At 33.4% G+C, this 25,598-nt stretch carries 20 protein-coding genes; all 20 read left to right on the top strand.

The annotated features are described in order from the left end of the window. Positions 1–63: 63 nt before the first annotated feature. The 20 genes from ABD935_RS01700 (at position 64) to ABD935_RS01605 (ending at position 25,384) form a co-directional block, all read left to right on the top strand. The gene (locus ABD935_RS01700; protein ID WP_345189799.1) at positions 64–1,596 is read left to right on the top strand and encodes an alpha-L-fucosidase; all 1,533 of its coding nucleotides are present in this window, start codon (positions 64–66) and stop codon (positions 1,594–1,596) included. A 185-nt stretch (positions 1,597–1,781) separates the two neighbouring features. After that, positions 1,782–2,792, top strand: coding sequence for a zinc-binding alcohol dehydrogenase family protein (locus ABD935_RS01695; RefSeq protein ID WP_345189798.1), 1,011 nt, complete (start codon positions 1,782–1,784; stop codon positions 2,790–2,792). 8 nt (positions 2,793–2,800) lie between these two features. Continuing rightward, positions 2,801–4,453: a UxaA family hydrolase gene (locus tag ABD935_RS01690; RefSeq protein ID WP_345189797.1), complete on the top strand. Its 1,653-nt coding sequence runs from the start codon at positions 2,801–2,803 to the stop codon at positions 4,451–4,453. A gap of 110 nt (positions 4,454–4,563) precedes the next feature. Further along, positions 4,564–6,000: a tagaturonate reductase gene (locus tag ABD935_RS01685; protein WP_345189796.1), complete on the top strand. Its 1,437-nt coding sequence runs from the start codon at positions 4,564–4,566 to the stop codon at positions 5,998–6,000. A gap of 3 nt (positions 6,001–6,003) precedes the next feature. Beyond that, on the top strand, positions 6,004–6,831 hold the full coding sequence (locus tag ABD935_RS01680) for an amidohydrolase family protein (RefSeq protein WP_345189795.1): 828 nt from the start codon (positions 6,004–6,006) through the stop codon (positions 6,829–6,831). A gap of 1 nt (position 6,832) precedes the next feature. Next, positions 6,833–7,222, top strand: coding sequence for an SDR family NAD(P)-dependent oxidoreductase (locus ABD935_RS01675; protein WP_345189794.1), 390 nt, complete (start codon positions 6,833–6,835; stop codon positions 7,220–7,222). A gap of 77 nt (positions 7,223–7,299) precedes the next feature. Further along, a complete protein-coding gene (fucP, locus tag ABD935_RS01670; RefSeq protein ID WP_345189793.1) occupies positions 7,300–8,619 on the top strand; it encodes an L-fucose:H+ symporter permease in 1,320 nt (439 codons plus the stop codon). Between the two features lie 8 nt (positions 8,620–8,627). Next, a complete protein-coding gene (locus ABD935_RS01665; RefSeq protein WP_345189792.1) occupies positions 8,628–8,975 on the top strand; it encodes an L-rhamnose mutarotase in 348 nt (115 codons plus the stop codon). A gap of 35 nt (positions 8,976–9,010) precedes the next feature. Further along, positions 9,011–10,405: a sulfatase-like hydrolase/transferase gene (locus tag ABD935_RS01660; RefSeq protein ID WP_345189791.1), complete on the top strand. Its 1,395-nt coding sequence runs from the start codon at positions 9,011–9,013 to the stop codon at positions 10,403–10,405. A 57-nt stretch (positions 10,406–10,462) separates the two neighbouring features. Then, the gene (locus ABD935_RS01655; protein ID WP_425550187.1) at positions 10,463–11,989 is read left to right on the top strand and encodes a sulfatase-like hydrolase/transferase; all 1,527 of its coding nucleotides are present in this window, start codon (positions 10,463–10,465) and stop codon (positions 11,987–11,989) included. Positions 11,990–12,138: 149 nt separating this feature from the next. Then, positions 12,139–15,015 (top strand): glycoside hydrolase family 2 protein, encoded by a 2,877-nt coding sequence (locus ABD935_RS01650; protein WP_345189789.1) that lies wholly within the window; start codon positions 12,139–12,141, stop codon positions 15,013–15,015. Further along, on the top strand, positions 15,015–16,412 hold the full coding sequence (locus tag ABD935_RS01645) for a glycoside hydrolase family 30 protein (RefSeq protein WP_345189788.1): 1,398 nt from the start codon (positions 15,015–15,017) through the stop codon (positions 16,410–16,412). Before ABD935_RS01650 ends, ABD935_RS01645 begins: the two co-directional genes overlap by 1 nt. Before the next feature lie 63 nt (positions 16,413–16,475). Beyond that, complete coding sequence (locus ABD935_RS01640; protein WP_345189787.1) at positions 16,476–17,174, top strand: hypothetical protein; 699 nt, start codon at positions 16,476–16,478, stop codon at positions 17,172–17,174. Between the two features lie 31 nt (positions 17,175–17,205). Beyond that, on the top strand, positions 17,206–18,075 hold the full coding sequence (locus ABD935_RS01635; protein WP_345189786.1) for a hypothetical protein: 870 nt from the start codon (positions 17,206–17,208) through the stop codon (positions 18,073–18,075). Between the two features lie 324 nt (positions 18,076–18,399). Then, positions 18,400–20,223, top strand: a complete 1,824-nt coding sequence (locus ABD935_RS01630) for an arylsulfatase (RefSeq protein ID WP_345189785.1) — start codon at positions 18,400–18,402, stop codon at positions 20,221–20,223. 42 nt (positions 20,224–20,265) lie between these two features. Next, entirely contained in the window at positions 20,266–20,847 is a 582-nt protein-coding gene (locus ABD935_RS01625; RefSeq protein WP_345189784.1) for a Crp/Fnr family transcriptional regulator, read from the top strand. Between the two features lie 67 nt (positions 20,848–20,914). Next, positions 20,915–21,400, top strand: a complete 486-nt coding sequence (locus ABD935_RS01620) for a GlcG/HbpS family heme-binding protein (RefSeq protein ID WP_345189783.1) — start codon at positions 20,915–20,917, stop codon at positions 21,398–21,400. 17 nt (positions 21,401–21,417) lie between these two features. After that, the gene (locus ABD935_RS01615; RefSeq protein WP_345189782.1) at positions 21,418–22,944 is read left to right on the top strand and encodes a Dabb family protein; all 1,527 of its coding nucleotides are present in this window, start codon (positions 21,418–21,420) and stop codon (positions 22,942–22,944) included. Positions 22,945–22,957: 13 nt separating this feature from the next. Continuing rightward, complete coding sequence (locus tag ABD935_RS01610) at positions 22,958–23,674, top strand: 3-ketoacyl-ACP reductase (protein WP_345189781.1); 717 nt, start codon at positions 22,958–22,960, stop codon at positions 23,672–23,674. A 66-nt stretch (positions 23,675–23,740) separates the two neighbouring features. Continuing rightward, a complete protein-coding gene (locus tag ABD935_RS01605; protein WP_345189780.1) occupies positions 23,741–25,384 on the top strand; it encodes a sulfatase-like hydrolase/transferase in 1,644 nt (547 codons plus the stop codon). Positions 25,385–25,598: the final 214 nt, after the last annotated feature.

Here is a 25,598-nt window from a genome sequence, read left to right as displayed (position 1 = left end):
CACATTAGTAAATTTACTTTAATCACAATTAACCAAAATCACAATTAACCAAAAATTTTGAACATGCTTTTAAGAAAACAAACCTATATTTTATTAACCCTTTCCTTTTTAATGTTGGCATGTGGTTCTAAAAACGATAAAAAAGTAGCAGAAAACAAATCTGAAAACACCCAAATTTTTGAACCAAATTGGGAGTCTATAAAAAAACACTACAAAGACCCAGAATGGTTTAACCAACAAAAATTTGGCATCTTTATTCACTGGGGTGCATATACTGTTCCTGCTTATGGTTCAGAATGGTACCCAAGAAACATGTATATGGATTCAGCTCAATTTACTGCGGAATTAAAGCCGCAAAGAACAGGACCTTCTAACGAAAACAAACATCATGTAAAAAATTGGGGAAATCTTAAAGACTTTGGATATAAAGATTTTATCCCAATGTTTAAAGGTGAAAAATTCAATGCAGCAGAATGGATAGATTTGTTCAAAAAAGCAGGTGCTAAATATGTAGTTCCTGTTGCAGACCATCATGATGGTTTTGCCATGTATAATTCTAACACAACACGTTGGAACTCAGTAAACATGGGGCCTAAAAAAGACATCTTAGGCGAGTTAATGAAAGAAGGTCGTGCCAAAGGAATGATTATGGGAGCTTCTTCCCATTACGCTTTTAACTGGTCATTTTACAATAAAAAAGACCATTTTGATACTACAGACCCTCAATATGCAGATTTATATTCTGCAAAAGGAAAAAATTTAAACGAGCCCGTTTCAGAAGAATTCAAAGAATTATGGTGGAAAAGAACTGTAGATTTAATTGACAATTATCAACCAGATATTTTATGGTTCGATTTTATGTTAGATACTCCAGAATGGAGAGAATACCGTCCAAAATTAGCAGCTTATTACTATAATAAAGGTATAGAATGGGGCAAAGAAGTAGTATTGCAAGATAAAAATTTCTATGAGCAAGCATTTCCTGAAGGAACCGTGATTTACGATTTAGAGAGAGGGAAATTACCAGGTATTAGGAAATTACCTTGGCAAACAGATACTTCTATTGGTAAAAACTCATGGTCTCATGTTACTAATTGGAAATCTAAAACTGCGAATTCTTTAATTGATGATTTAATTGATATTGTTTCTAAAAATGGAAACTTGCTTTTAAACGTGGGTCCTAAAGCAGATGGCACCATGCCAGAAGACCAAAAAGAAATCTTATTACAAATTGGTAGTTGGTTGGATATAAATGGTGAAGCTATTTACGATACAAAATATTGGAAAACCTTTGGTGAAGGTCCTACAGAAGTTGGTACTGGTCACCATTCAGAAGGAGGCAATAAAGAATTTACAGGACAGGATATTCGTTTCACACAAAAAGGGAACAAAGTATATGCTATTATGATGGCGTGGCCAGAAAACAATAGTGTTGTTGTTAAATCTGTTAAATCCTCAGAAGATAAAGTATCTAATGTAAGAATGCTAGGTAGTGATGAGACTCTAAAATGGTCTCAAGACGATAATGGTTTGACTGTTGAGATGCCTACTCAAAAACCTGGAGACTTTGCTTTTGTTTTGGAGTTAACATTATAATAGTTTAAGTTAGTTTTTTTTAATTTGTTATTAGTAATAAGAGTGCATCTTTCACAGATGTACTCTTATAAGTTTTAAATAATCTTAATATATCATGAAACTTCCATAACGAATTCTTGATTCCCAAGAAAATGATTATACGGAAAGTTACATGTGACCAATAAAAAAATAATAAATATTATCTCATGAAATACATAGTCTGCGAAAAACCGGGAGAGTTTCTATTAAAAGAAAAAGAAGCACCTATCAGAAAAGAAAACGAAGCCTTATTACAAATAAACAAAGTTGGTATTTGCGGCACCGATCTGCATGCCTACGGTGGCAATCAAGCCTTCTTTACCTATCCTAGAATACTGGGACACGAATTGGCTTCAGTAGTATTAGAAATTGGTGAGAATGCAAAAGGCATTAAAGCGGGGGACAATGTGGTAGTAATGCCCTATGTTAGTTGTGGAGAATGTATTGCATGTAGAAATGGAAAAACCAACTGCTGCACCAATATTAAAGTTTTGGGTGTCCATGCCGATGGAGGGATGCAGGAGCAAATAACCGTTCCTGTCGATATTTTATTGCCTGCCAATAATTTAACAGACGATCAAATGGCCATTGTAGAACCTCTAGCTATTGGAGCACATGCCGTGAGACGTGCCGATATTAAACCTGGAGAAATCGTTGTGGTTGTAGGTTGTGGCCCTATTGGTATTGGTATTATGAAACTCGCTCAAATTGAAGGTGCAAAAGTTATTGCTTTGGACATGAACGAAGATCGACTTAAATATGCAAAAGAAAGCATTGGTGTTGATTATACCGTAAATGTAGGTAATGACCCCGTGAAACAAATAGAAGACATTACCAATGGTGATATGGCAACTGCTGTTTTTGATGCTTCGGGAAATAAATTTGCTTTAGAAGCTTGTCCAGACTACATGGCGCACGGTGGGCGTTTTGTTTTGGTGGGACTCTCAAAAGGCGAATTAACCTATACGCACCCCAAAGTACATGCCAAAGAAATGACATTAATGTGCAGCAGAAATGCTACGACCGAAGATTTTGAACACGTTATCAGCGTATTGGATCAATTCCCAACAGAATCGTTCATAACGCACAATGTGCCTTTTACCGAAATGATAAACCATTTTGATAGCTGGCTAAAACCAGAAACAGGCGTTATAAAAGCAACTGTAAATTTTAATTAGAAAAAACAATGTCTAAAAATTACGTCCAAATAGATCCAAAGGATAACATTATTGTAGCCATAACCCCTTTGCCTAAAAACACCTTTATAGATGTTGCTGGCGAAACCTTTTCATTGCAAGGAGACATCAAGCAAAAACATAAATTCGCTCTATACGATTTTAATGTGGGCGACGAGATTTTCATGTATGGCGTTTTAATTGGAAAAGCAGTACTTCCCATTCAAAGAGGAACTGCTATTACTATAGAAAACGTGAAGCACGCTTCCGCTGAATTTAACGATTCTAAAGAAAAATTCACATGGTCTGCTCCTGATGCTTCTAATTTTGAGGGGCGTACCTTTAATGGGTACCATAGAAAAGATGGTAAAGTAGGAACTGCAAACTATTGGCTAGTAATTCCTTTAACCTTTTGCGAAAATAGAAATATAGATGTTTTGGAAGGTGCGCTTTCTGAAAAATTGGGCTACCAAACCAAAAAGGATTTTGCTGTAGATACAGATGCTTTGATCCGCCAGTTTAAAGCGGGTGTTACGGAAGCAGACATCTTGAATACGCCTATTATAACAACTAAGGAAGAAATAGAAAAAAACAGAGTCTTTCCAAACGTTGATGGCATTAAGTTTTTAAAACATGATGGCGGTTGCGGTGGTATCCGTCAAGATTCTGAAACCTTGTGCAAATTATTAGCAGGCTACATTACAAACCCTAATGTTGCTGGAGCTACTGTATTTAGTTTAGGATGCCAAAACGCACAAATAGAAATGTTGCAAAACGCTATTGAAGCTATCGATCCAGACTGCAAAAAACCGGTGCATTATTTAGAACAACAACGTAGCGAAAGCGAACGAAAACTAATTGAGGAAGCTGTTAAATACACCTTTTTAGGGCTAATGGAAGCCAATAAAGTAACCAGACAACCTGCCCCATTAAACAAACTGGTTTTAGGATTGGAATGTGGTGGATCCGATGGGTTTTCAGGAATTTCGGCAAACCCTGCTTTGGGTTATGCCTCAGATTTACTTGTAGCCTTAGGAGGCAGTCCTGTATTGTCTGAATTCCCAGAATTAAATGGTGTGGAACAGGAAATTATCAACAGATGTGAAACAGCAGAGGATTCAAAAAAATTCTACGATTTAATGCGCGCCTATTCAGCAGCAGCTGTAGCCGTTGGTTCTGGGTTTGAAAACAATCCCTCTCCTGGAAATATCAAAGATGGCTTGATTACCGATGCCATGAAATCTGCAGGAGCAGCAAAAAAAGGAGGCACATCCCCTGTTGTAGAAGTTTTGGATTATACCGAACAAGTAACAAAACCTGGTTTAAATTTATTGTGTACACCAGGAAACGACGTAGAATCAACAACAGGTTTAGTGGGTTCTGGTTGCAACGTGGTTGTATTTACAACAGGCTTGGGCACACCAACAGGGAATCCGGTAGCTCCAGTACTTAAAATGTCCAGCAATACCAATTTGTATGAACGTATGAACGATATCATCGATATTAATGCAGGTACTGTTATAACTGGCGAGGACACTATTGAATCAATGGGAGAAAAAATCTTGGATCATATCATAAGAGTTGCTAGCGGTGAAACACCATCGAAAGCCGTATTACACGGAAATAACGACTTTATTCCTTGGAAAAGAGGGGTTTCATTGTAATTTATCATCTTATCTGCAAGGTTTTTTGAAACCTTACAGGTCTTATTCATAATATAACCAATAACAAACCTACAAGGTTCTAAGAACCTTATAGGAACAAAACCAAGTTAATGCAAGAATTAAATAGAAAAACAGCATCGGTTAACACTTATACCGAAAGAATTATACAATTTGGAGAAGGCAACTTTTTAAGAGCATTTGCCAATTGGATGATTCATGAAATGAACAAAAAAGCCAATTTTGATAGTGGCGTTGTTGTAGTACAACCCATAAATCAAGGCTTAGTAAAAATGCTAAACGACCAAGATGGTCTATATACACTTTACCTTAACGGTATCAAGAACGGAAAAGCCATCAGTGAGCATGAAATTATTGATTGTATTCAAAGAAGTATCAATCCTTATGAAAACTATAATGACTATTTAGCCAATGCTGAAAACCCCGATTTAAGGTTTGTTATTTCAAACACCACAGAAGCTGGTATTTCTTATAATGAAAATGACAGGTTGGACGATACGCCACCTCAGAGTTTTCCAGCTAAATTAACCGCTTTATTACACAAAAGGTTTCAAACGTTTGGGGGTGCTTCAGATAAAGGGCTGATTGTTATCCCATGTGAACTAATTGACAGAAATGGTGATAATCTTAAACGTATTATCCTTCAGTATGCATCTGATTGGAATTTAGGAGACGATTTTAAAACATGGATAAATGATGATAACATTTTCTGCAATACATTGGTAGATAGAATTGTTCCCGGATACCCAAAAGATAAAATGGAGGCCATTACTAAAGAACTGGGGTATAAAGATAATTTGGTTGTTGAGGGCGAACAATTTCATTTATGGGTCATTGAAGGCCCTAAGTCTGTTAAAGACGAATTCCCTTCAGAAGCCTGTGGGTTAAATGTGGTTTTTACCGATAATATGGAACCTTACAGAACTCGAAAAGTCCGTATCTTAAATGGTGCACACACAGCCTTAGTACCTGTGGGCTATTTATATGGCATTGATCGTGTTCGTGAATCTTTAGAAGACCCTATTGTTGGATCATTTTTAAAAGATGCCCTGTTCAAGAATATCTGTCCAACTTTGGATTTACCAGATGATGAACTAAGCCAGTTTTCGAATGATGTTTTAGATCGTTTCAGAAATCCATATTTGGAGCATGAACTCATGAGTATTTCATTAAACTCGGTATCTAAATATAAAACACGAGTACTGCCTTCTGTATTGGAATTCATCAAAAGAAAAAACACATTGCCATCTCATTTATTGTTTTCATTAGCAGCATTGATGGCATTTTATAAAGGTGATAGAAACGGTAATAAAATTAATTTAAAAGATGACGCTACCGTTTTAGAGTTTTTTGAAAACCAATGGAAAACCAATGACGTATCGAGTGTAGCAAAAGCAACTTTATCTAATACTGATTTTTGGGGAACAGACTTAACAACATTTGACGGTTTGGAAAACGAAGTGGCCAAATATTTAGAATCCATCATAAATAATGGTATGAAAACAGCTATAAATACATTATCTAACTAATATATGATAATAGATTCACATCAGCACTTTTGGAATTATGAACCCGTAAAACATGATTGGATTGACGATAACATGTCGGTTATAAGGCGTGATTTTACTCCCTCTGATTTGAAAAAGGTTTATGATGAAAACGATATTGATGGCTGTGTGGCAGTTCAAGCAGACCAGACTTTGGCTGAAACCGATTTTTTAATTCAGCTATCTAATGAAAATGATTTTATTAAAGGCATCGTTGGTTGGGTTGATTTAAGGAATAAAAACGTTGAAGCTGATTTAGAAAAATATAGTGCCTTTAAAAAAGTAAAAGGGTTTCGACATGTAGTACAAGGCGAACCTGACCATAATTTTTTATTGAGACCTAATTTTCTACGAGGGATTTCAGCGTTAAAAAAACATGATTTCACATACGACATTCTTATCTTTCCACATCAATTAGGTGCTGCTTTAGAGTTTGTAAAACAATTTCCTAAACAGAAATTCATCATCGACCATATAGCAAAACCATATATAAAGGATGGTTTTTTTGATGGATGGAAAGTCCTAATGAGTGAAATAGCAAAACATGAAAATGTACATTGCAAAATATCTGGTATGATTACAGAAGCAGATTTCAAAACATGGACACCATCGCAAATTGAACCTTATATGAATGTGGTTTTAAATGCATTTGGAAACAAAAAAGTGATGTTCGGTTCTGACTGGCCAGTATGTTTGGTTGCTGGAAACTATAAACAAGTAAAAGATTTAGTAACAGATTTTATAGCAAACCTAAGTGCCGCCGAACAAGCTGATATTATGGGCCAAAATGCTATAAAATTTTATAAGTTATAGATTGAGGCTAATAAATTTAGGGTTAAAAGAAAAAGTTACTGTTGTTGGTGCGGCAGAGATTAACGCTTTATTTGTAATCAGACAAATTGAAACTGCAGTAAAAACCATAAAAGAAAAATACGGTCGTGTTGATGCATTAATTAATAATGTAAGTATTATTGATGGCATAGGTTTAAATACCTGCATAGACAATTTAGTGTATTCTCTTAAATTAAATATGGTATGTTTTTTTACAATTTTAAAATATTGCTTGCCAATGATTAAAAAAGCTAATAGTAATATTTTAAATATAGTTTCTAAAGCGGCTCAAACAGGTCAAGGTAATGCTTCTGGATATGCGTCCTCTAAAAGAGGTCTATTTAGCCTACAAGAAAATAGGTATTTGATTTAATTAAAGACATGCAAGTAAACACCATTGTGATTACTGAAGATTAAATATATTATAACTACTAAACCATAAATTAAAATATGAATACTACAAAAAAAATTCCAATAGTTAGAAAAGAACTTTTACTTCCTTTCATAATCATTACTTCCTTATTCGCTTTATGGGGTATTGCTAACGATTTAACCAACCCTATGGTTTCAGCTTTTAAAAAAGTAATGCCGGAGCTTTCAAATGTTCAAGCATCTTTAGTACAATTTGCTTTCTATTTTGGGTACTTTTTCATGGCATTACCTGCAGCATTGTTCATTAGAAAATATAGTTATAAATCTGGGATTCTATTAGGATTGTCTTTGTACGCTATTGGAGCATTTTTGTTTTTTCCAGCAGCAGCGAACCAAGAATTCAATTACTTTTTGATTTCATTATGGATTATTACTTGTGGTTTGGCATTTTTAGAAACCACTTCTAATCCTTTGATTTTATCCTTAGGAGACAAGGAAACGGCAACCCAACGTTTAAATTTAGCTCAAGCTTTTAACCCAATCGGCTCTTTAACTGGTATGATAATAGCTCAAGTATTTATTATTGGTGCCTTACGTTCTGACGATTATACTACTGAAGCTTATAACGCCTTAACTTCAGAAGAATTAGGAGCCATAAGAGAAAACGATTTAAGCATTATCAGTATTCCCTACATTGCTTTAGGTGTTTTAGTATTAATAATTATGTCTATTATAATTTTTACCAAGATTCCAAAAACTGCAGCAGAAGATAAAATGGGACTGTCGGAATCGTTCAAAAAATTGTTCTCTAACAAAAATTACAAACATGGTGTGATTGCTCAAGCTTTTTATGTTGGTGCTCAAATTATGTGTTGGACCTATATTTTTCAATATGTAGATAATTTGAATGCGACTTTTGGCTGGGAACTAACTGCTACATACTATAATGTTGCTGCAATGGTTTTGTTTCTTGTTGGCAGATGGATAGGAACCGCATTGATGAAATCAATAAACCCATCCAAAATATTAATGCTTTTTGGAATTGGTGGTGTTATTTGTAGTGTTGGCGCTATTCTTTTACCTGGAATGGCTGGTTTAATTTCTTTGGTTGGTATTTCAGTATTTATGTCTATCATGTTCCCGACCATTTATGGTATTGCACTTAAAGATATGGGGGACGAAGCCAAAATTGGGTCAGCAGGATTAGTTATGGCTATTGTAGGTGGCGCTTTAATGCCAGTACTTCAAGGTAGTATTTTGGATATGGGAGGTTCTGGTTTTTCAGATGTTGCCATTTTAGGGTTTATTCCTGAAGTAAAATTTTCATTCATTCTTCCATTAATTTGTTTAGCAGTAGTTGCTCATTATGGCTATGCTACTTATAAAACTTCAAAATAACAGAAATTATGAGTACAAAAAGACATTGTTTTTCATGCGACTTAAAAGACGATTCTAAATTAATAAAGGAATATAAAGCATACCACGCTGCTGGTAATGCATGGCCAGAAATAACCAAAAGCATTAAAGATGCAGGTATTGTGGACATGGAAATTTACCTTGTCGGCAATCGTATGTTTATGATTATGGAAGTTGATGAGACTTTTGATCCAGTCAAAAAAGCTAAAATGGATGCCAACAACCCAAAAGTACAAGAATGGGAAAACCTCATGTGGAAATACCAACAAGAACTTCCCTGGGCTAAAAATGGCGAAAAATGGATGGCTTTAGAACAGGTTTTTAAATTAGAAAGATAAACTTAAAAACAAATAACAGTAAACACAAAATAAGGATGGGTTTCAGAATAAAAACAGTACAACTTTTACTCGCTGTACTATTATTTATAGTTGTAAATAAAGCGTTTTCTCAAGAAAAACCAAACATTATTGTTATTCTAACTGACGATCAAGGCTGGGCAGACGTTGGTTTTAATGGCGCTACAGATATTCCTACTCCAAATTTAGACAGACTGGCAGGTGAAGGTGTTATATTTTCTAACGGGTATGTATCTCACCCCTATTGCAGTCCGTCAAGGGCTGGTTTATTAACGGGTCGTTACCAAGCTCGTTTTGGGCATGATTGCAATATGCCTTATGATGGTGAAAATGATGCTACAGTTGGAACACCTCTATCAGAAAAAATGATTTCTGAAGCTTTAAAAGAGCAAGGTTATAGAACGAGTGCTATTGGAAAATGGCATGTTGGTGATCATCCAGATTTATACCCACTTGCTCAAGGTTTCGATCATTGGTTTGGTTTTCCTGGAGGCGGTATGAACTATTGGGGAAAAGCTAAAAATGATATTCAAACCATATACAGAAATGGTAAAGTTGTACCTGAAAATGAATTAAATTATTTAACTGATAATTTTACAGATGAAGCCATTAGGTTTATTTCTAAAAAAGAAGACAAACCCTTTTTTATGTATTTAGCCTATAATGCACCTCATGCGCCAGATCATGCAACTAAAGAATATTTAGAAAAAACAAAACATATAGAATACGCTGGTAGAAGTATATATGCTGCCATGGTAAATGCTGTTGATACTAATGTAGGTAGAATAGATTCTACTTTGGTAGCCAATAACATAAAAGACAATACTATTATTGTATTTCTAAGCGATAATGGCGGTAGAATTGAACATGCCGATAACAGACCATATAGAGGTCATAAAGGCATGTTATTTGAAGGCGGTATAAAAGTGCCATTTTTCATGACTTGGCCAAAGAAAATTAAAGAAAATCAACATTATCAAAATATTGTATCATCTTTAGATTTATTTCCTACATTCTTAAATGCGGCTGGAGCTAAGGCCAAAAAAGAAAAACAACTAGATGGTGTAGATTTATTACCATACATTACAAACAAAGTAAATTCGGTACCACACGATGAACTTTTTTGGAGGTCTTCTGGAAATTTTGAATATGCAGTAAGAAAAGGTGATTACAAACTATACAAGAGCGCTTACAAAAACAAAACACTACTGTTTAATTTAAAAAAGGACAGTTTAGAACGTTATGATATTTCGGATGGTAATTCAAAAATTATAGCCAATCTAGAAGCTGCTTATAAAAAATGGGATGCTAAAAATATTGATCCTAACTGGTTTGATCCACATGCAAAAAATGTAATCAAAGAAGAAAAAAAGTGGGAACAGAGCAGAAAAAAATCAACAAATTCAAACTAAAGCTAAATTATTATGATTCAAATCACTAAATCTGCATTTTTAAAATGCTCTATTTTAATGATTATACTTGCTTTATCGGTAAGTTGTAAAAATGAAAATAAACAAGATGAACCTCAAAAAACCGAAACCAAACCAAATATTGTTTTTATTTATTTGGATGATTTGGGCTACGGCGATATTAGTGCAAATGGTGCTACAGAAATTTCAACTCCTAACATTGATCAATTAGCTAATGGAGGTGTACGTTTCACTAATGGTTATGCTACTTCGGCAACTTGTACTCCAAGCCGTTATGGGATTTTAACAGGTGTTTACCCTTGGAGAAATAAAGATGCCGCTATTTTACCAGGCACCGCGCCTCTAATTATTAGTACAGAACAAAAAACGGTTCCAAAAATGTTAAAGCAACAAGGGTATCAAACTGGTATTGTTGGTAAATGGCACCTAGGTTTAGGTAGAGGAAATGTAAATTGGAATGAACGCGTATCCCCTGGGCCAAATGAGGTTGGCTTTGAAGAATCTTATATTATGGCTGCAACTCAAGATAGAGTGCCAACAGTTTACATAAGAAACGGTCATGTTGATGGTTTAGATCCTAACGATCCCATTGAAATTAGTTACAAAACAAATTTTGAAGGCCAACCTACAGGGAAAGATAATCCAGAACTTTTATCTATGAAATGGCACCACGGTCATAATAACAGTATTGTAAATGGAATACCTAGAATTGGATACATGAAAGGTGGCGAAGCTGCAAAATGGAACGATGTAGACATGGCGGACCACTTTTTAAAAGAAGCACAAACCTATGTGAAGAAACATAAGGAAAACCCATTCTTTTTATACTATGCCTTACAACAACCACATGTACCACGTACACCACACCCACGTTTTGTTGGAAAATCTGGAATGGGGCCACGTGGCGATGTTATTTTAGAGGCCGATTGGGTTATTGGTGAATTCATTAAAACTCTTAATGAAGAAGGTATTTTAGAAAATACTTTGATTGTTTTATCTAGTGATAATGGCCCAGTATTAAATGATGGATATTATGATGATGCTGTAGAAAAATTAGGTAAGCATACACCTTTTGGAGGTTTACGTGGTGGTAAATATAGTTTGTTTGATGCAGGTACACATGTACCTTTTATTACATATTGGAAAGGAACCATAGAGCCAACTGTTTCTAATGCTATAGTATGCCAGTTAGACTTATTTAGCTCTTTGGCTCATTTAACAGGTAGTACTGCAAAAACTAATGATAGTGAACAACTACTAAATGCCTTTTTAGGAAAATCAAACCAAGGCAGAAAAAATTTAATTCTGGAAGCTGGTCAAAAAACAGCATTACGTAGTGGAAATTGGGTGTTAATCCCTCCTTATAAAGGAAATCCTATTAACAAGCAAGTAAATATAGAATTAGGGCTTTCAAGCGAATATCAATTATATAATTTAAAAGAAGATAGAGCTCAGGAAAATAATTTAGCTAATAGCAATAAAGATAAATTGGCTGAAATGATTGCTTCTTATAAAAAATTAAGAGGTGAAACAGAAGTAGAAATTAAAGAACTAGAGTTAAAATAGATTAAAAAAATATTTCAAAAAAAAGGCTTTGGATGAAAATTCAAAGCCTTTTTTTAATTTTAAACCATATGTTATAATATTCAATACATATCTAATTAAATTAAGCAATAAGAATAAATATTTTTGGTATAGATAAACTATACATAAAAATGAAAATCAAATTATTAATTCTTGGACTAATAATCTGTCAACTAAATTTTGCACAGAACAATAACTTACCTAGTGGTTTTGAAGCTGGAAACAGAACAAAAACTAACTTAAACTTAGGTTGGAAATTCCATTTAGGAGACCTTAAAACTAAACCAACAAGCATAAATTTTGATGATAGTTCTTGGAAGAATGTTTCAGTTCCTCACAACCCTCAATTAGTTTCTTATGAATTGGATAGTATTAAAGAAACTTGGGTTCAAGAAAAATACCTTCGTGATGTTAGTTGGTATAGAAAAAAACTAAAAATTGAAGCAGACACATCGCAAAAAGTATTTTTAGAGTTTGAAGCCGTACATAACGCAACAGAGTTATGGGTTAATGGAGAAAAAGTAGGTAATTACGCTGTAAATGGCTATACTCCTTTTCATTTTGATATTACCAATTTTGTAAAATTCGGTAAGGAAAATACCATTGTTGTAAAAGCAGATAACACTTATAACCAAACCATAGCTCCAGATCCCCATAGAACAGATTATGTAAAATTTGGAGGACTTTACAGAGATGTTTACTTAGTAACCACTAACAAGCTTCATGTCAATTTCAATTGGGAAGACTTTGATGCTGGTGTGCACATAACTACACCTACTGTTAACAAAAACAATGGTACTGTTACTATTAAAACAACTGTTAAAAATGAAAATTCTACAGCAAAAAAGAGTAAAATAATTACAAATATTATTAATAAAGATGGTTTTGTTATTAAGAAATTAATATCAGAAATTAAAATTTCAGCTAATTCTACCCATACATTTAGACAATCTGCTACAATTGAAGAAGAATACCATTTATGGTCTCCAGACACGCCCTATTTATATCGCGTAAATTCGGTGATTTATGATGACGAAGCACCTGTTGATTTTGTGGAAAACAAATTTGGTTTCAGAAAATTTTCTTTAGAAAAAGGTAAAGGATTTGTATTAAATGGAGAACCGCTTTTTTTAGTGGGCGCAAATCGCCATCAAAGTTATCCTAACATTGGAGATGCGGTGCCAAATTCCTTTCATTATAACGAAGCGCTACAGTATAAAAAAGCTGGCATGAACATCATTAGGTTATCTCATTATACGCAAGATGATGCTTTTATTAATGCTTGCGACGAATTAGGAATTTTTATTTATGAAGAACCTTCAACATGGATTGAATGGGGAGATGATACTTGGTTTGAAAACTTAGAAAAAGCAACTAGAACTATGATTCGTAATCATAGAAATCATCCTTCAATTATTGTTTGGGGCGCAGGAATTAACCATAGAGGTCCTGTACCTAGAATGCAAACTGTGGCCAAAGAAGAAGACCCTTTTAGATTAACGGCCTCTGCTTCTGCCCCATGGGATGGACCAAAAAACGAAGGAATTACAGATGTGCATGCAACAATGGATTATCGAAGAACAGAATTTCCAGAGAGTGCCTATACTATGGTTATGGAACATGGTAGTTCTCCAAATTCAGAAGTCAATCAATTTCACATTTCAAGATATAAAGGCAACAAAAATAATTTTGCAGCCATTACTTGGTTAGGGGCGGATTATAATCATTTACAACCAGATATTGTTGACGATCAATGGTCTAGAGATTTCATGACTACCTATGGTGTATTGTCGCCTTATAGAGTACCTAAGCCCGTTTATTATTGGTATCAATCAGAACTCGTAAAAAAACCAATAGTGCATATCGCAGATGAAACAGCTTCTAAGGAGGGAAAAGTTAGAGTATTTAGTAATTGTCAAGAAGTAGAATTATATCAAGACGGAAAACTAATTGCAAGACAATTACCAGATAATGATATTACTAAAGCCAATTTAAATCATCCTTCATTTACTTTTAAACACCATTGGAAAAGTGGCATATTAAAAGCTATTGGATATTCTAACGGTGAAAAAGTAACAGAATTCACAAGACAAAAAGAAGGCAAACCTCATCATATAAAAGTTGAATATAACATCACAGATCAACCATTTTATGCAGGCGGATCGGATATTAGATTAGTATATGCCTATATTTTAGATGAAAATGGTGAAGTGGTTACTAACACTAAAAATGAAATTACGTTTTCGGTTTCTGGCGTTGGTGAAATAATTAATAATGGCAAAATTTACGCCAATCCTGCTCTAGTTTATAATGGTGTAGCCGCTATTTATGTAAAAGGAACCAATCAAACAGGAACAATAACCATTAATGCAAAGGCAAAAGGCTTAAAATCCGGAAAAGCCACAATAAATACGGTAAGCTTTAATACCAACGAAATTACGAACCATGCCAGACCAATTTACGATTATCCTATAGATCGTGTAGATATTGGTGGAGACAAACAATTGGTACAATTTGAATGGCAAGAATGGACAGGAAATTCTAACAGCGATTTAAAACACAAACTAGATGAAACAAATGCACAAGTTGAAATAAACACTAACAAAAAAATAAATTGGTTAGGAAATGGAACAAGTATGCTTGGTGATTTAAGTTTTGTAGGCACAGATGGTGTTTATATAGAAAATGGAGAATTATCTTTAAAATTAACAAACTTAAAAACGGGGAAATATGCTATAGAAACCTTTCATCATGCAAGAAAGTTGGATGTAAAATTAACAAATGAAATAGAAGTTACCGTTGAAGATGTTGATGGTCGTTTTACAAGAACCGCTGACGACCATATTGTAAATTACTATAATAATGATAGTAGTGGTGAACGTAAACCCATTTCAATTAAATCAACCTTTAACTCAGATGGTACTAATGCGGTTATATTAAAATTTAAAAGTATTAATCCAAAAGGTTCTTTTTGGCTAAATGGTTTAACATTAAAACAAATAGAATAATGAAATTTAATAAAATATTAATTGCTGCCATATTGTTTACATCAGCATTAAGTGCACAAAATTATAATGTAGAAGTTTCGTATGTTACATTAAAAAAAGGAGAAGCTTCTCCAATTAAAAAACACGAAACAAAAATTGACCCTAACATTAAAGTACATCAAAATGATTTTATTGTTTTAGTTCCTGAGGTGGAATTCCAAACTATTGAAGGCATTGGAGGTGCTTTTAATGAAAATGGCGGTGAAGCTTTATTCAGCTTACCTAAAACAAAACAACGCGAAGTTTTAAAAAATTTATTTAACACCAATAATGCAAATCTTGTTTTTAATAGAACGCCTATTGGAGCTAGTGACTTTTCTTTAGATGCATACAGTTATAGCATGGTACCTGAAGATTATGACATGAAGTATTTCTCCATTAAAAGAGATAAAAAACATTTATTACCTTTTATAAAAGAAGCTTTAAAGGAAAATAATTCAATGATACTACAAGCATCTCCTTGGAGTCCACCTGCATGGATGAAATATAGTAATGCCATGGATAAAAATAATTTAGATAAAGAAAAAAGTAGGTTAATAGAATCACCAGAAATTTATGAGGCATATACTACCTATTTGATAAAATACATTAAAGCTTATAAAAATGAAGGAGTAGAAATAGATCGCTTTTGTATACAAAATGAACCAGATACCTATGCCCCATTTCCAGGTTGTAATATGACCATGGAACAATTGCAAGATTTAAGTGTCAACTACGTAATTCCGGCATTTAAAAATGAAGACTTAGACACGGGTATTTGGGCCGGAACGTTTAGAACTATTAACAGAGGAGACCATTATAAACTATTAAACTCCAAAACCTTTGAAAATTTTGACGGTATTGGTTTTCAATATGCCAATGAGGCTTTTATTAGGGAAGTCTCATTACTGGCGCCTAATATGAAAATCATGAATACGGAAACAAAGTGTTATAATGGTGATAATTCTACAGAACAAGCCAAAGAAAGATTGTCTGAAATTGCCAACTATATAAATGCAGGCAGCACCAATTATTGCTATTGGAATTTAATTTTAAATGAAACATCAAATAGCGCTTGGGGTTGGAAACAAAATTCGTTAATGGTTATTAATCGCCAAAATGGAGCTATTCAATATACACCAGATTACAACGCTATGTATTTAGCAAGTAATTCCGTAGTTAAAGGCGATAAAAGAATTGCTCACATTTCAAAACATAGAATTGTGACAACTAAAAATAGAAATAATGAGATTAAAGTATTAATTCAAAACAATAAATCAACAAATCAGTTTGTAAGGTTAATAATTGGTGAAGAGGAAATAAATGTAGAATTACCTGAAGATGCATTGTGTAGTTTAACGCTAAAATTAAATAACTAAAGAAATACTCTATCAAATAATCTCTAAAACATTTTTTAACTAAACATTACTAAAAAACCAATTATGAAAAAATTTTATTTTTTACCATTAATAGTATTGACTCTATTTTTTTCGTGCAGTGATAGCGATAATAATTCTGAAATTGTTTTACCAGATGAGGAAAATGTAAATGAGGAAAATGTAAATGAAGAAGTATGCACTATAACAAATAAAGATGGACTAATTATTATAGAAGCAGAAAGTTTTGAGTTAAAAGGAAATTGGAGAATTGTAGAAGATGACAAAGCATCAAATGGAAAGTATATAGAATATTTTGGCGCAAACCATTACCAAACTCAAAATTTAGCTAATGAAATCACGGTTAAGTTTAAAGTTACCGCTTCAGGAAATTACCGTGTTAGATGGTACATGAGGCAACCAGAAACAGTAGAAGATGACAAATCTAACGATGTTTGGATTTATTTCCCCGAAGATGTTGGGTCGGCTTGGATAAACAATGAAGTTTATTTTTTAAAACATTATGAAAAGTTTGTTAGTAGAGGAAAAATAGATTTTACTTATGGGGGGCAGCTAGATATGCATAATCCTAAGTCAAGTTCTTGGATGACTGCAAGATTTCCTGAAGCAGGAGAGTATACTTTAAAAATATGTGGAAGATCGCAGCATTTTCAATTAGACAAACTTGTTTTATCATCTGGCATAACAGATAACGAGGCAAAAGAACAATCCAAAGCCAAAACCGAAACAATTGTTTGCGAATAAGCGTAATAAGCCCTATTAGTTAAGTATTCAAATGAGAATAAACACAATTAAATTAATTATAGGTTTTCTATTTTTAGCACCTAACTTTTCCTCAGCCCAAGCCTTAGATTATAACAACAATAGAATTGCCTGTAGCGCAGATGGGAATGCACAACCAGATTTGGACTACACTGGTAGATGGAATTATGCTGATCCAGATGATTGGGGTGCTACACCCGCCACCCTAGCTATATTGGCAAAATTGAAACTTCAGGATAAATTAGTCCATTATTCTTATAACAATTTTATGCCATCGCCTCCGCACACAACAGTTAGAAATTATATGAAAGAGGGTGTTGATGGCTCTATAAAAAGATGGGATTTTAATAAAGACCTTTTCTTTGATGTAGGAACGCATAAAAGCGAAGCCATTAAACATCTTAAAAATGAATTAGTAAAATCTACTGAGGAAGACCCCTTGTATTTTATAAATATGGGACCATCAGAATTTCTTTATCAGGCTGTTAAGTTGGTAATAAATGAAGGTAATGGAGAAGTATTATCTCATGTATATATTGTATCGCACAGTAATTATAACGATAATCATTTGAGGAGACCAAATCACCATACTATAGATCAGGTTATTGAACTTAGTGGGAATCGTTTAAAGTTTAAAAGAATAAAAGACCAAAACAACAAAAACAATCCTAATGAAGGCTGGAGTTCTTTGCATGATTGGAGTGTCTGGGATTGGTTAAAAAATCATAAAAACCAAGATATTGCTTGGATTTGGAAATGCATGAAAAAACACAATGAAAAAAGAGCAGACATATCTGACGCTGGAATGATTTACTATTTAATAACTGGTGATGAAGATGGAAATCCTTCTAAATTTCAAACTTTTTTAGGAAATAAAATCTAATTATAATTTTTAGATATCACTCAAAAGTTGTTATAGCTGTACTAAAGTAAATTCAAATTGCAATAATTTTTTCATAAAAAGTTACCCAATACTTTCAGCTAGCGAGAGAGACAATATTAGTTAAGTAGTTGTAGATGGAAGTTTTATATAAAACTCTTATAACGATATTGTAAATTATTGTTAGAACAATAGTCGTAATAGTACTGAAAGTGAACCAATCTAACCGAAATCTACTTTAAAATTGAATGTTACAAATACTGTTACTCTAAAACTTAAAAGCATCAATGAAAAAGGAATATTTTAAAAAGTAGTTAAATGAATTTTATGAAGACTAAACTCTATTTATTTTTAAGTTACATTTTAATAATTGGCTGCAATTCTCCAAAACAAACTGAAACAATTACTGAGGTTTTTCCAAAACCAAATGTAATTTTAGTAATTACCGACGATCAAGGCTATGGTGATATTGGCGCACTAGGAAACACCATCATAAAAACACCTAATATTGATGAATTTCACAAAGAAAGTTACCATTTAACCAATTTCCATGTGGGACCTACCTGTGCCCCTACTCGATCTGGATTAATGACTGGTAGATATGCTAATAATACTGGCGTTTGGCATACTGTAGGCGGGTGGTCTTTATTAAGAGAGAATGAAAAAACCATGGCCAATATGTTTGCTGAAGCTGGTTATAAAACAGGTGGTTATGGCAAATGGCATTTGGGAGATAATTACCCGTTTAGACCAGAAAACAGAGGCTTTCAAGAAACAGTTATGCATGGCGGTGGCGGCGTACAACAAACACCAGATTTCTGGAACAATACCTATTTCAACGACACCTATTTTCATAATGGAAAACCAGAGAAATACGAAGGGTATTGTACAGATGTCTTTTTTAATGAAGCTATAAAATTTATACAGACCAATAAAGACGAACCTTTTTTCTGCTATCTAGCGCCCAATGCACCACATGGTCCATACAACGTACCCACAGAATATTATGAAATATACAAAGATTTAGACGACACCATATTAGCAGACACACAAAAACGCTTTTATGGAATGATTACAAATATCGATGACAATTTCGGGAAATTAAGGGCGAAACTTAAAGAACTAAAAATAGCCGATAATACCATTTTAATATTCATGAGCGATAATGGTACTTCTGCGGGTTACTATAATAAAAAAGGAAAGATTACAGGGTTTAATGCTGGTATGCGTGGCACCAAAGGAAGCGAATATGAAGGTGGCCATAGAGTTCCGTTTTTCATGTATTGGAAAGACGGAAAAATAAGTACAGCCAAAGATATTAATGCCCTAACAGCACAGATAGATATTATGCCCACGTTGGCAGAGCTTTGCGGCATTATTTTACCAAAAAAACATCAACCGTTAGACGGACAAAGTTTAGTGCCACTTTTAAGAGGAAAAGACACCTTGAAAAACAGAATGCTAGTAACAGATTCGCAACGTGTTCAACATCCTAAAAAATGGAAAAACTCTGCCGTGATGCAAGAAAATTGGAGATTGATAAACGGAAAAGAACTATATAACATTTCTACAGATCAAGGACAGCAAAACAATATTGCAGCAGAGCATCCTGAAAAAGTAAATGAAATGAAAGCCTTTTATGAAAACTGGTGGATGCAAGTTTCTAAAGATTTTGATAAGGAAGTTTACTTTAAACTAGGCTCAGAATATGAGAATCCAATAACACTTACTGCGCATGATATTCATACAGAATTGGGAGCTTATCCTTGGAACCAAATTTATATTAGAGAAGGTGTTATTGGTAATGGTTACTGGAGTGTAGATATTCTAAAAAGCGGCAATTACGAGGTGTCTTTAAGACGATATCCAATAGAGTCTAATTTAGCAATAAATGCAACAACGCCCGCTATTACAAAAGAAGAACTACCTGGTTTGGAAAACGATATTCCGGAAGGAAAAAACTTGAATTTTGTAAAAGCTTCTATTGAGTTTGAGAATCAACTTAAATTAGAAAAGGATGTAAATGAAACTGATATATCTACCACATTTACGGTTTCGCTAAAAGCAGGAAAAACTAAGTTTACAGCCAACTTTTTAGATAAAGCAGACCAAAACAACACGGTATATTATGCGTACATCAAAAAAATATAAAATGAATACATAGTAATATAAAACTTTAGAACTAAGCTTTTAATGATAAACGATTTATTAATAAAAAATATAACTAAAAACACAAATTTCTCCAAAACAGAAATAGATCAATTCTGCAAATCATTTTATCCAAAATCAATTAAAAAAAAAGAATTTCTATTAACTCAAGGTGAAATATGTAAGGTTGAAGGATTTGTATTGGAAGGTTGTTTTAGAATTTTTACTATAGATAAAAAAGGGAATGAAAACACTTTGTATTTTGCTGCTAAAGATTGGTGGCTTATGGATATAGATAGTTTTATGAACCAAATACCTTCCAATTTAAACATTCAAGCTTTAGAGGATAGTACGGTATTATTAATCGACAAACAAGATAAAATGGCATTATATAATACGATGCCAAAGGTTGAAAAACTTTTCAGAATTATGTCTCAAAAGGCTTTGGTTTCATGGCAAAAGCGCTTAATAAATAACCATTCCTTTACGGCTAAAGAGAGATATAGCCATTTTATTGAAAAGTACCCAGGTATCGTATCAAAACTAACAGATAAACAAATAGCAGGTTATCTCGGTATTCGACACGAATTTTTAAGTAAAATAAAAAAACAGTTTCAAATTGAGTAATTTTTTTAGAGTTGAACTTGTTCAACTGTTTTATCAAACGAGTTTACCATTTTTGTTATTAAAAATAATGAACTCAATAAAACATTTTAAAATTTGTGCTTTTGCACTTTTACTAACATTACTATCAAATACAGTACATGCTCAAATATCAAATGATATTTCACATGAAGAAGCTTTAAAAGTGCTTTTAACTGAAAAAAAAGCCGAAAAATTGGGTGTCTTAGAAAATATAGCTGTCATAGATGCCGGTGCAAACTTAAAAGCTTTTATTCGTATGGACGGTTCTTTTATAGGTAGTATAGACATCGCTATAAAAAAGGCAAAAACAGCACGCTACTTCAATATGGCTTCAGGTGATTTAGGAAAGATAAGCCAACCAGGAGGAATAGTTTATAATATTGAACTTTCTAATGGAGGCCTAATAACATTCCCTGGAGGAGTACCAATAAAAGATGAAAACGGAACCATTATTGGAGCTATTGGTGTTAGTGGTGGTACTATAGAAGAAGATCATGATATTGCTACTGTTGGAACAAATGCCATTTTACAATAATTTAAAAAACTAAAAACATGAATTTTATAAAAAACATACTACTTCTTGGCCTTTTAGTTTTATCACAAATAAGCTTCTCGCAGATTTCTGATGATGTCATGCTTTACAGAAAAGATTTCGAAAGTATATCAGGAAAAAATACAGTTTCTGTAACAAGTTATGAAAAAAATGGATCACATTATATATTTGCTGGAGGTGTTGGGAATATAGATGTGTACAGTTTAGATAAAGAAGGTATACTTACCCCTTTAAGCAATCATGAACTTTACATGAAAAAGGGACCTGCCAGAGGTATGGTTGCAGACAATATTAATGGTACAGGTTTTCTTTTTGTGGCTAACAAACACGGTAATGTTATTGAAACGTTTAAAATTTTAAACAGCGGCTCTTTAGAACGTGTTGCATTAGTTGAAGACACCGATGAAACACATTTAGGAACAGCTATCACACTACAGGTAGTCCACATGAAAAAAGCATCATACCTTTTTATTGGTGGTTTAGAGGAAACTCCCGGATTAAGTTGTTTTAAAATACAAAACGATGGAAAGCTAACTCATGTGCAGTCTATAAAAGACGATGAAACTATTCATACAGATGGTATTATAGGTATGTATGTGCATAAAATAAAAGGAAAAACGTATTTATATACCGGTGGTTTTCAAGACAATGGTATAAGTAGTTTTAGAGTTTATGAAAATGGTACGTTTAAAAACATTAATAACATAAGTGATAACACTACAGATAGGTATTTAACGGGTGCATACCCAGTAACAGGAGTAACTTTAGGAGATAATAAATTTGTAATTGTAGGACATAGACATCACAAATATTATAAGCGAGGCGGTTTTATTAAAAAAACAGACTTTGTGTATCATGGTGATGGTGTTAGTGTTTTTAAGGTGAATAAAAATGGAGCTTTGGTTCCGCATTTTGTTCTAATAGATGATGAAACCACAAAACTACAAGGACAGACAAGAATTGAAATTGTCTCAACAAATAATACTGAAGCTATTCTAGCTATTGGTACAAGAGACGATGCTAGCATTCAATTATTAAAGTTAAATAAAGAAGGTATCCTTACTCCTATTAATTATTTAGAAACTGGATTTTCAATCTACTACGGTTTAAAGTCTCATAAAATCGAAGATAACAATTTCTTAATTGCAGGTTCGTTCAGGTTCGATTTAGGTAAAATAGCCAGTTATAAAATAGCTCCAAAAATTAATAGAGAAGGCAAAGTTTTAAAACATATAGTAAACTTAAAATATAAAAAAGATGCCACCAAAGCACAAATTGATAAGGCTGTTAAAGCATTTTTAGATTTAAAAATTGAAATTCCTGAAATAGCTAATATAGAATGGGGAGAAAATGATAGTACCGAAGGTGCTAGCAAAGGTTTTACACACACTTTTACAATAACGTTTAATAATGAACACGACAGAGAAATTTACCTCTTTCATAAAGCGCATTTAGAATTAGTTAATAAAGTAAGCCCCATTATAGGCGATGTTTTTGTAATGGACTATTGGACAAAAAACAATTAATATTTTTAAAGAAATGGAAAATTTAAAAAACAAAAATGCCATAATAACCGGAGGTGGAAGAGGTTTAGGAAAAGCTACGGCAATTGCTTTTGCTAAACAAGGCATTAATGTAGCCATTACTGGGAGAACGGAAAGCGTTTTAAAAGAAACTGTTTCTGAAATTGAGGCACTTGGAGTTAAAGCAACATATGCCGTTTTTAATGTTGGTAATTATGAAGACGTAAAGGCTAATATTAAACATATTATTAGCAATTTAGGCGGTGTAGATATTCTAGTGAATAACGCAGGTATTGCCGCTATTGGTTCTTTCAATGAAATGCCTGTTGAGCAATGGAGCGAAATTATTCAAACCAACGTTATGGGCATGTATTATGTCACCAAAGAAGTTTTACCGCACTTAATAAATAAAAATGAAGGCGATATTATTAATGTGTCTTCTACGGCAGGATTAAATGGAAACCCAAACATATCGGCCTATTGCGCATCAAAGTTTGCTGTTATTGGCATGTCTGAATCACTAATGAAAGAAGTTCGTAAAAACAATATTCGTGTAAACACTTTAACACCAAGCACTATAGAAACTGATATGACCGTTGAATTACGAATGCTAAATAAAGGTTCTGAAAATGTACTACAACCAGAAGATTTTGCCGAATTAATAGTTGCTGGTTTAAAATTACCTAGACGGGCCATGCTTAAAAGTGCCGCGCTATGGTCTACAAATCCATAACATGGATATAACCAAGACTTATAGACTGATTTTCGAAATAACCATAAAATATTTAGTACGTAACAAATGAAAAAAACAACCCTAATATTTCTAATATTCTCAGGAATTTTACAAGCTCAGCAAAGGCCAAATATCATTTTCATTTTAACCGATGATCAATCTTACGATTTATTAGGATGCACAGGAAACCCCATAGTGCAAACACCTAATATCGATAAATTAGCCAATAACGGAACTTTATTTACCAATGCTCACGTTACTAGCGCTATTTGTACGCCAAGTAGAATATCCATTCTATTAAGTCAACATGAACGTAAACACGGTGTTAATTTTAATTCAGGAACAAGTGTTTCAGATACGGCCTGGAAAAATTCGTACCCAGTAGTTATGCGCAATAATGGCTATTATACAGGTTGGATTGGAAAAAACCACGCACCAATTGGTAAAGGCGGTTATAACAGTGGACTTATGGAAAAAAGTTTCGATTATTGGTATGCAGGTCATGGCCATTTAGGGTTTTATCCAAAAGATAATCATGACATTTTTAACGATGCTATTGCGTTTACACAACCCGAAATTATAAATGAAGGTGTAGATGAATTTTTAGATCTAAATGCTCGAAAACTAAAAGGTGCGTTGCATTTTTTAGAAGAAAGACCATCGGATAAACCTTTTATGCTATCCATTAATTTAAATTTACCTCATGGTGCCAGTACGCGTACCATGAAGCAAAAAGATTCTGATGATGCTATCTATAAAACGTTATATAGAGATTTAGAAATTCCTTTACACAAAAATTATATTGCAAAAGCAGATATAAAAATACCCAAACTGCCTAAAGATCTTTTACACGCCGAAGACAGACAAGCAATCTATAATTATGTAGATATTCCTAAAGATCTTAAAGAGCGTTACATTCTAGAATTACAAGCCATGACGGGTATTGACAGATTGGTTGGTAACCTTACGGAAAAACTAAAAGCATTAAAACTAGACAAAAACACAATCATTATTTTCACTTCAGATCATGGTTTATTTGGCGGGCAACAAGGCTTAGGTGGTAAAGCTTTGTGTTATGAACAAACAACGCACGTACCTATTATTATTTTCAATCCAAACACACCTAAGAAAAATAGAGGTAAAAAAAGTGAAGCGCTAGTTCAAACCATTGATATTGCACCGACAATGTTAGAGATGGCAGGCATTAAAAAACCTGATAGTTTTCAAGGAAAAGATATATCTAACTTGGCAAATGGCGATAAAAAAGAAGTTAGAGACTATGTGTTTACTGAAAATTTATGGTCTACACATTTTGGAAACCCACGTTGCGAATCTGTTCAAAATAAAGAATGGAAATACATCAGATATTATAAAAACAATAATTTCTCGGCTACCAAAGAAATTAAATATGCCAAGGAATTAGGGATCCCTATAAACGAGATGCTTTACAATATGCATGACCCAGACATTGCTGTTTATCGTGATTATATTGAAGCGCCTTTAAATAATGAACAACCTGTTTATGAAGAATTATATCATTTAAAAAATGATCCTGCAGAGCTTCATAATTTAGTAAATAACCAAGAGTATACCGAGGTTTTAAAAACACTAAGAGCTCAATGGAAAATTGAAATAACACAAGCTAGAGGGACTGGAAAAGCTGAGGTTTTTAGATACACAAATGATTTATATCCGAAAGGGAGTCATTAAATAATTGTACTGAATTGATTAATGGTTCAAGTAATTTTTTCTAAACTTTCAAGGAGAGCACATTGTTTACCAACAGCATCTTCAACATAAGTAAGTTCATGTTGAAGATGATAATATTATCTGTATTAAAATTATTCCTTAAAATAGGCACTTTCAGATACACACAAATACTTGTAAATCAGCGATATAATTCGTAAATTAGAATAAACAAACC

Origin of the sequence: Algibacter agarivorans (assembly GCF_039543245.1) — a bacterium.
Taxonomy (GTDB): Bacteria; Bacteroidota; Bacteroidia; order Flavobacteriales; family Flavobacteriaceae; genus Algibacter_G; species Algibacter_G agarivorans.
This window is presented reverse-complemented; position numbering and strand designations above follow the sequence as displayed.

Excerpts from the sequence above, each read along its gene's own strand:
- ABD935_RS01615 (WP_345189782.1), top strand. The coding sequence starts at position 21,418 with ATGAATTTTATAAAAAACATACTACTTCTTGGCCTTTTAGTTTTATCA.
- ABD935_RS01620 (WP_345189783.1), top strand. The coding sequence starts at position 20,915 with ATGAACTCAATAAAACATTTTAAAATTTGTGCTTTTGCACTTTTACTA.
- ABD935_RS01635 (WP_345189786.1), top strand. The coding sequence starts at position 17,206 with ATGAGAATAAACACAATTAAATTAATTATAGGTTTTCTATTTTTAGCA.
- ABD935_RS01695 (WP_345189798.1), top strand. The coding sequence starts at position 1,782 with ATGAAATACATAGTCTGCGAAAAACCGGGAGAGTTTCTATTAAAAGAA.
- ABD935_RS01625 (WP_345189784.1), top strand. The coding sequence starts at position 20,266 with ATGATAAACGATTTATTAATAAAAAATATAACTAAAAACACAAATTTC.
- fucP (WP_345189793.1), top strand. The coding sequence starts at position 7,300 with ATGAATACTACAAAAAAAATTCCAATAGTTAGAAAAGAACTTTTACTT.
- ABD935_RS01660 (WP_345189791.1), top strand. The coding sequence starts at position 9,011 with ATGGGTTTCAGAATAAAAACAGTACAACTTTTACTCGCTGTACTATTA.
- ABD935_RS01655 (WP_425550187.1), top strand. The coding sequence starts at position 10,463 with ATGATTATACTTGCTTTATCGGTAAGTTGTAAAAATGAAAATAAACAA.
- ABD935_RS01665 (WP_345189792.1), top strand. The coding sequence starts at position 8,628 with ATGAGTACAAAAAGACATTGTTTTTCATGCGACTTAAAAGACGATTCT.
- ABD935_RS01690 (WP_345189797.1), top strand. The coding sequence starts at position 2,801 with ATGTCTAAAAATTACGTCCAAATAGATCCAAAGGATAACATTATTGTA.
- ABD935_RS01685 (WP_345189796.1), top strand. The coding sequence starts at position 4,564 with ATGCAAGAATTAAATAGAAAAACAGCATCGGTTAACACTTATACCGAA.
- ABD935_RS01645 (WP_345189788.1), top strand. The coding sequence starts at position 15,015 with ATGAAATTTAATAAAATATTAATTGCTGCCATATTGTTTACATCAGCA.
- ABD935_RS01680 (WP_345189795.1), top strand. The coding sequence starts at position 6,004 with ATGATAATAGATTCACATCAGCACTTTTGGAATTATGAACCCGTAAAA.
- ABD935_RS01630 (WP_345189785.1), top strand. The coding sequence starts at position 18,400 with ATGAAGACTAAACTCTATTTATTTTTAAGTTACATTTTAATAATTGGC.
- ABD935_RS01700 (WP_345189799.1), top strand. The coding sequence starts at position 64 with ATGCTTTTAAGAAAACAAACCTATATTTTATTAACCCTTTCCTTTTTA.
- ABD935_RS01640 (WP_345189787.1), top strand. The coding sequence starts at position 16,476 with ATGAAAAAATTTTATTTTTTACCATTAATAGTATTGACTCTATTTTTT.
- ABD935_RS01650 (WP_345189789.1), top strand. The coding sequence starts at position 12,139 with ATGAAAATCAAATTATTAATTCTTGGACTAATAATCTGTCAACTAAAT.
- ABD935_RS01610 (WP_345189781.1), top strand. The coding sequence starts at position 22,958 with ATGGAAAATTTAAAAAACAAAAATGCCATAATAACCGGAGGTGGAAGA.
- ABD935_RS01605 (WP_345189780.1), top strand. The coding sequence starts at position 23,741 with ATGAAAAAAACAACCCTAATATTTCTAATATTCTCAGGAATTTTACAA.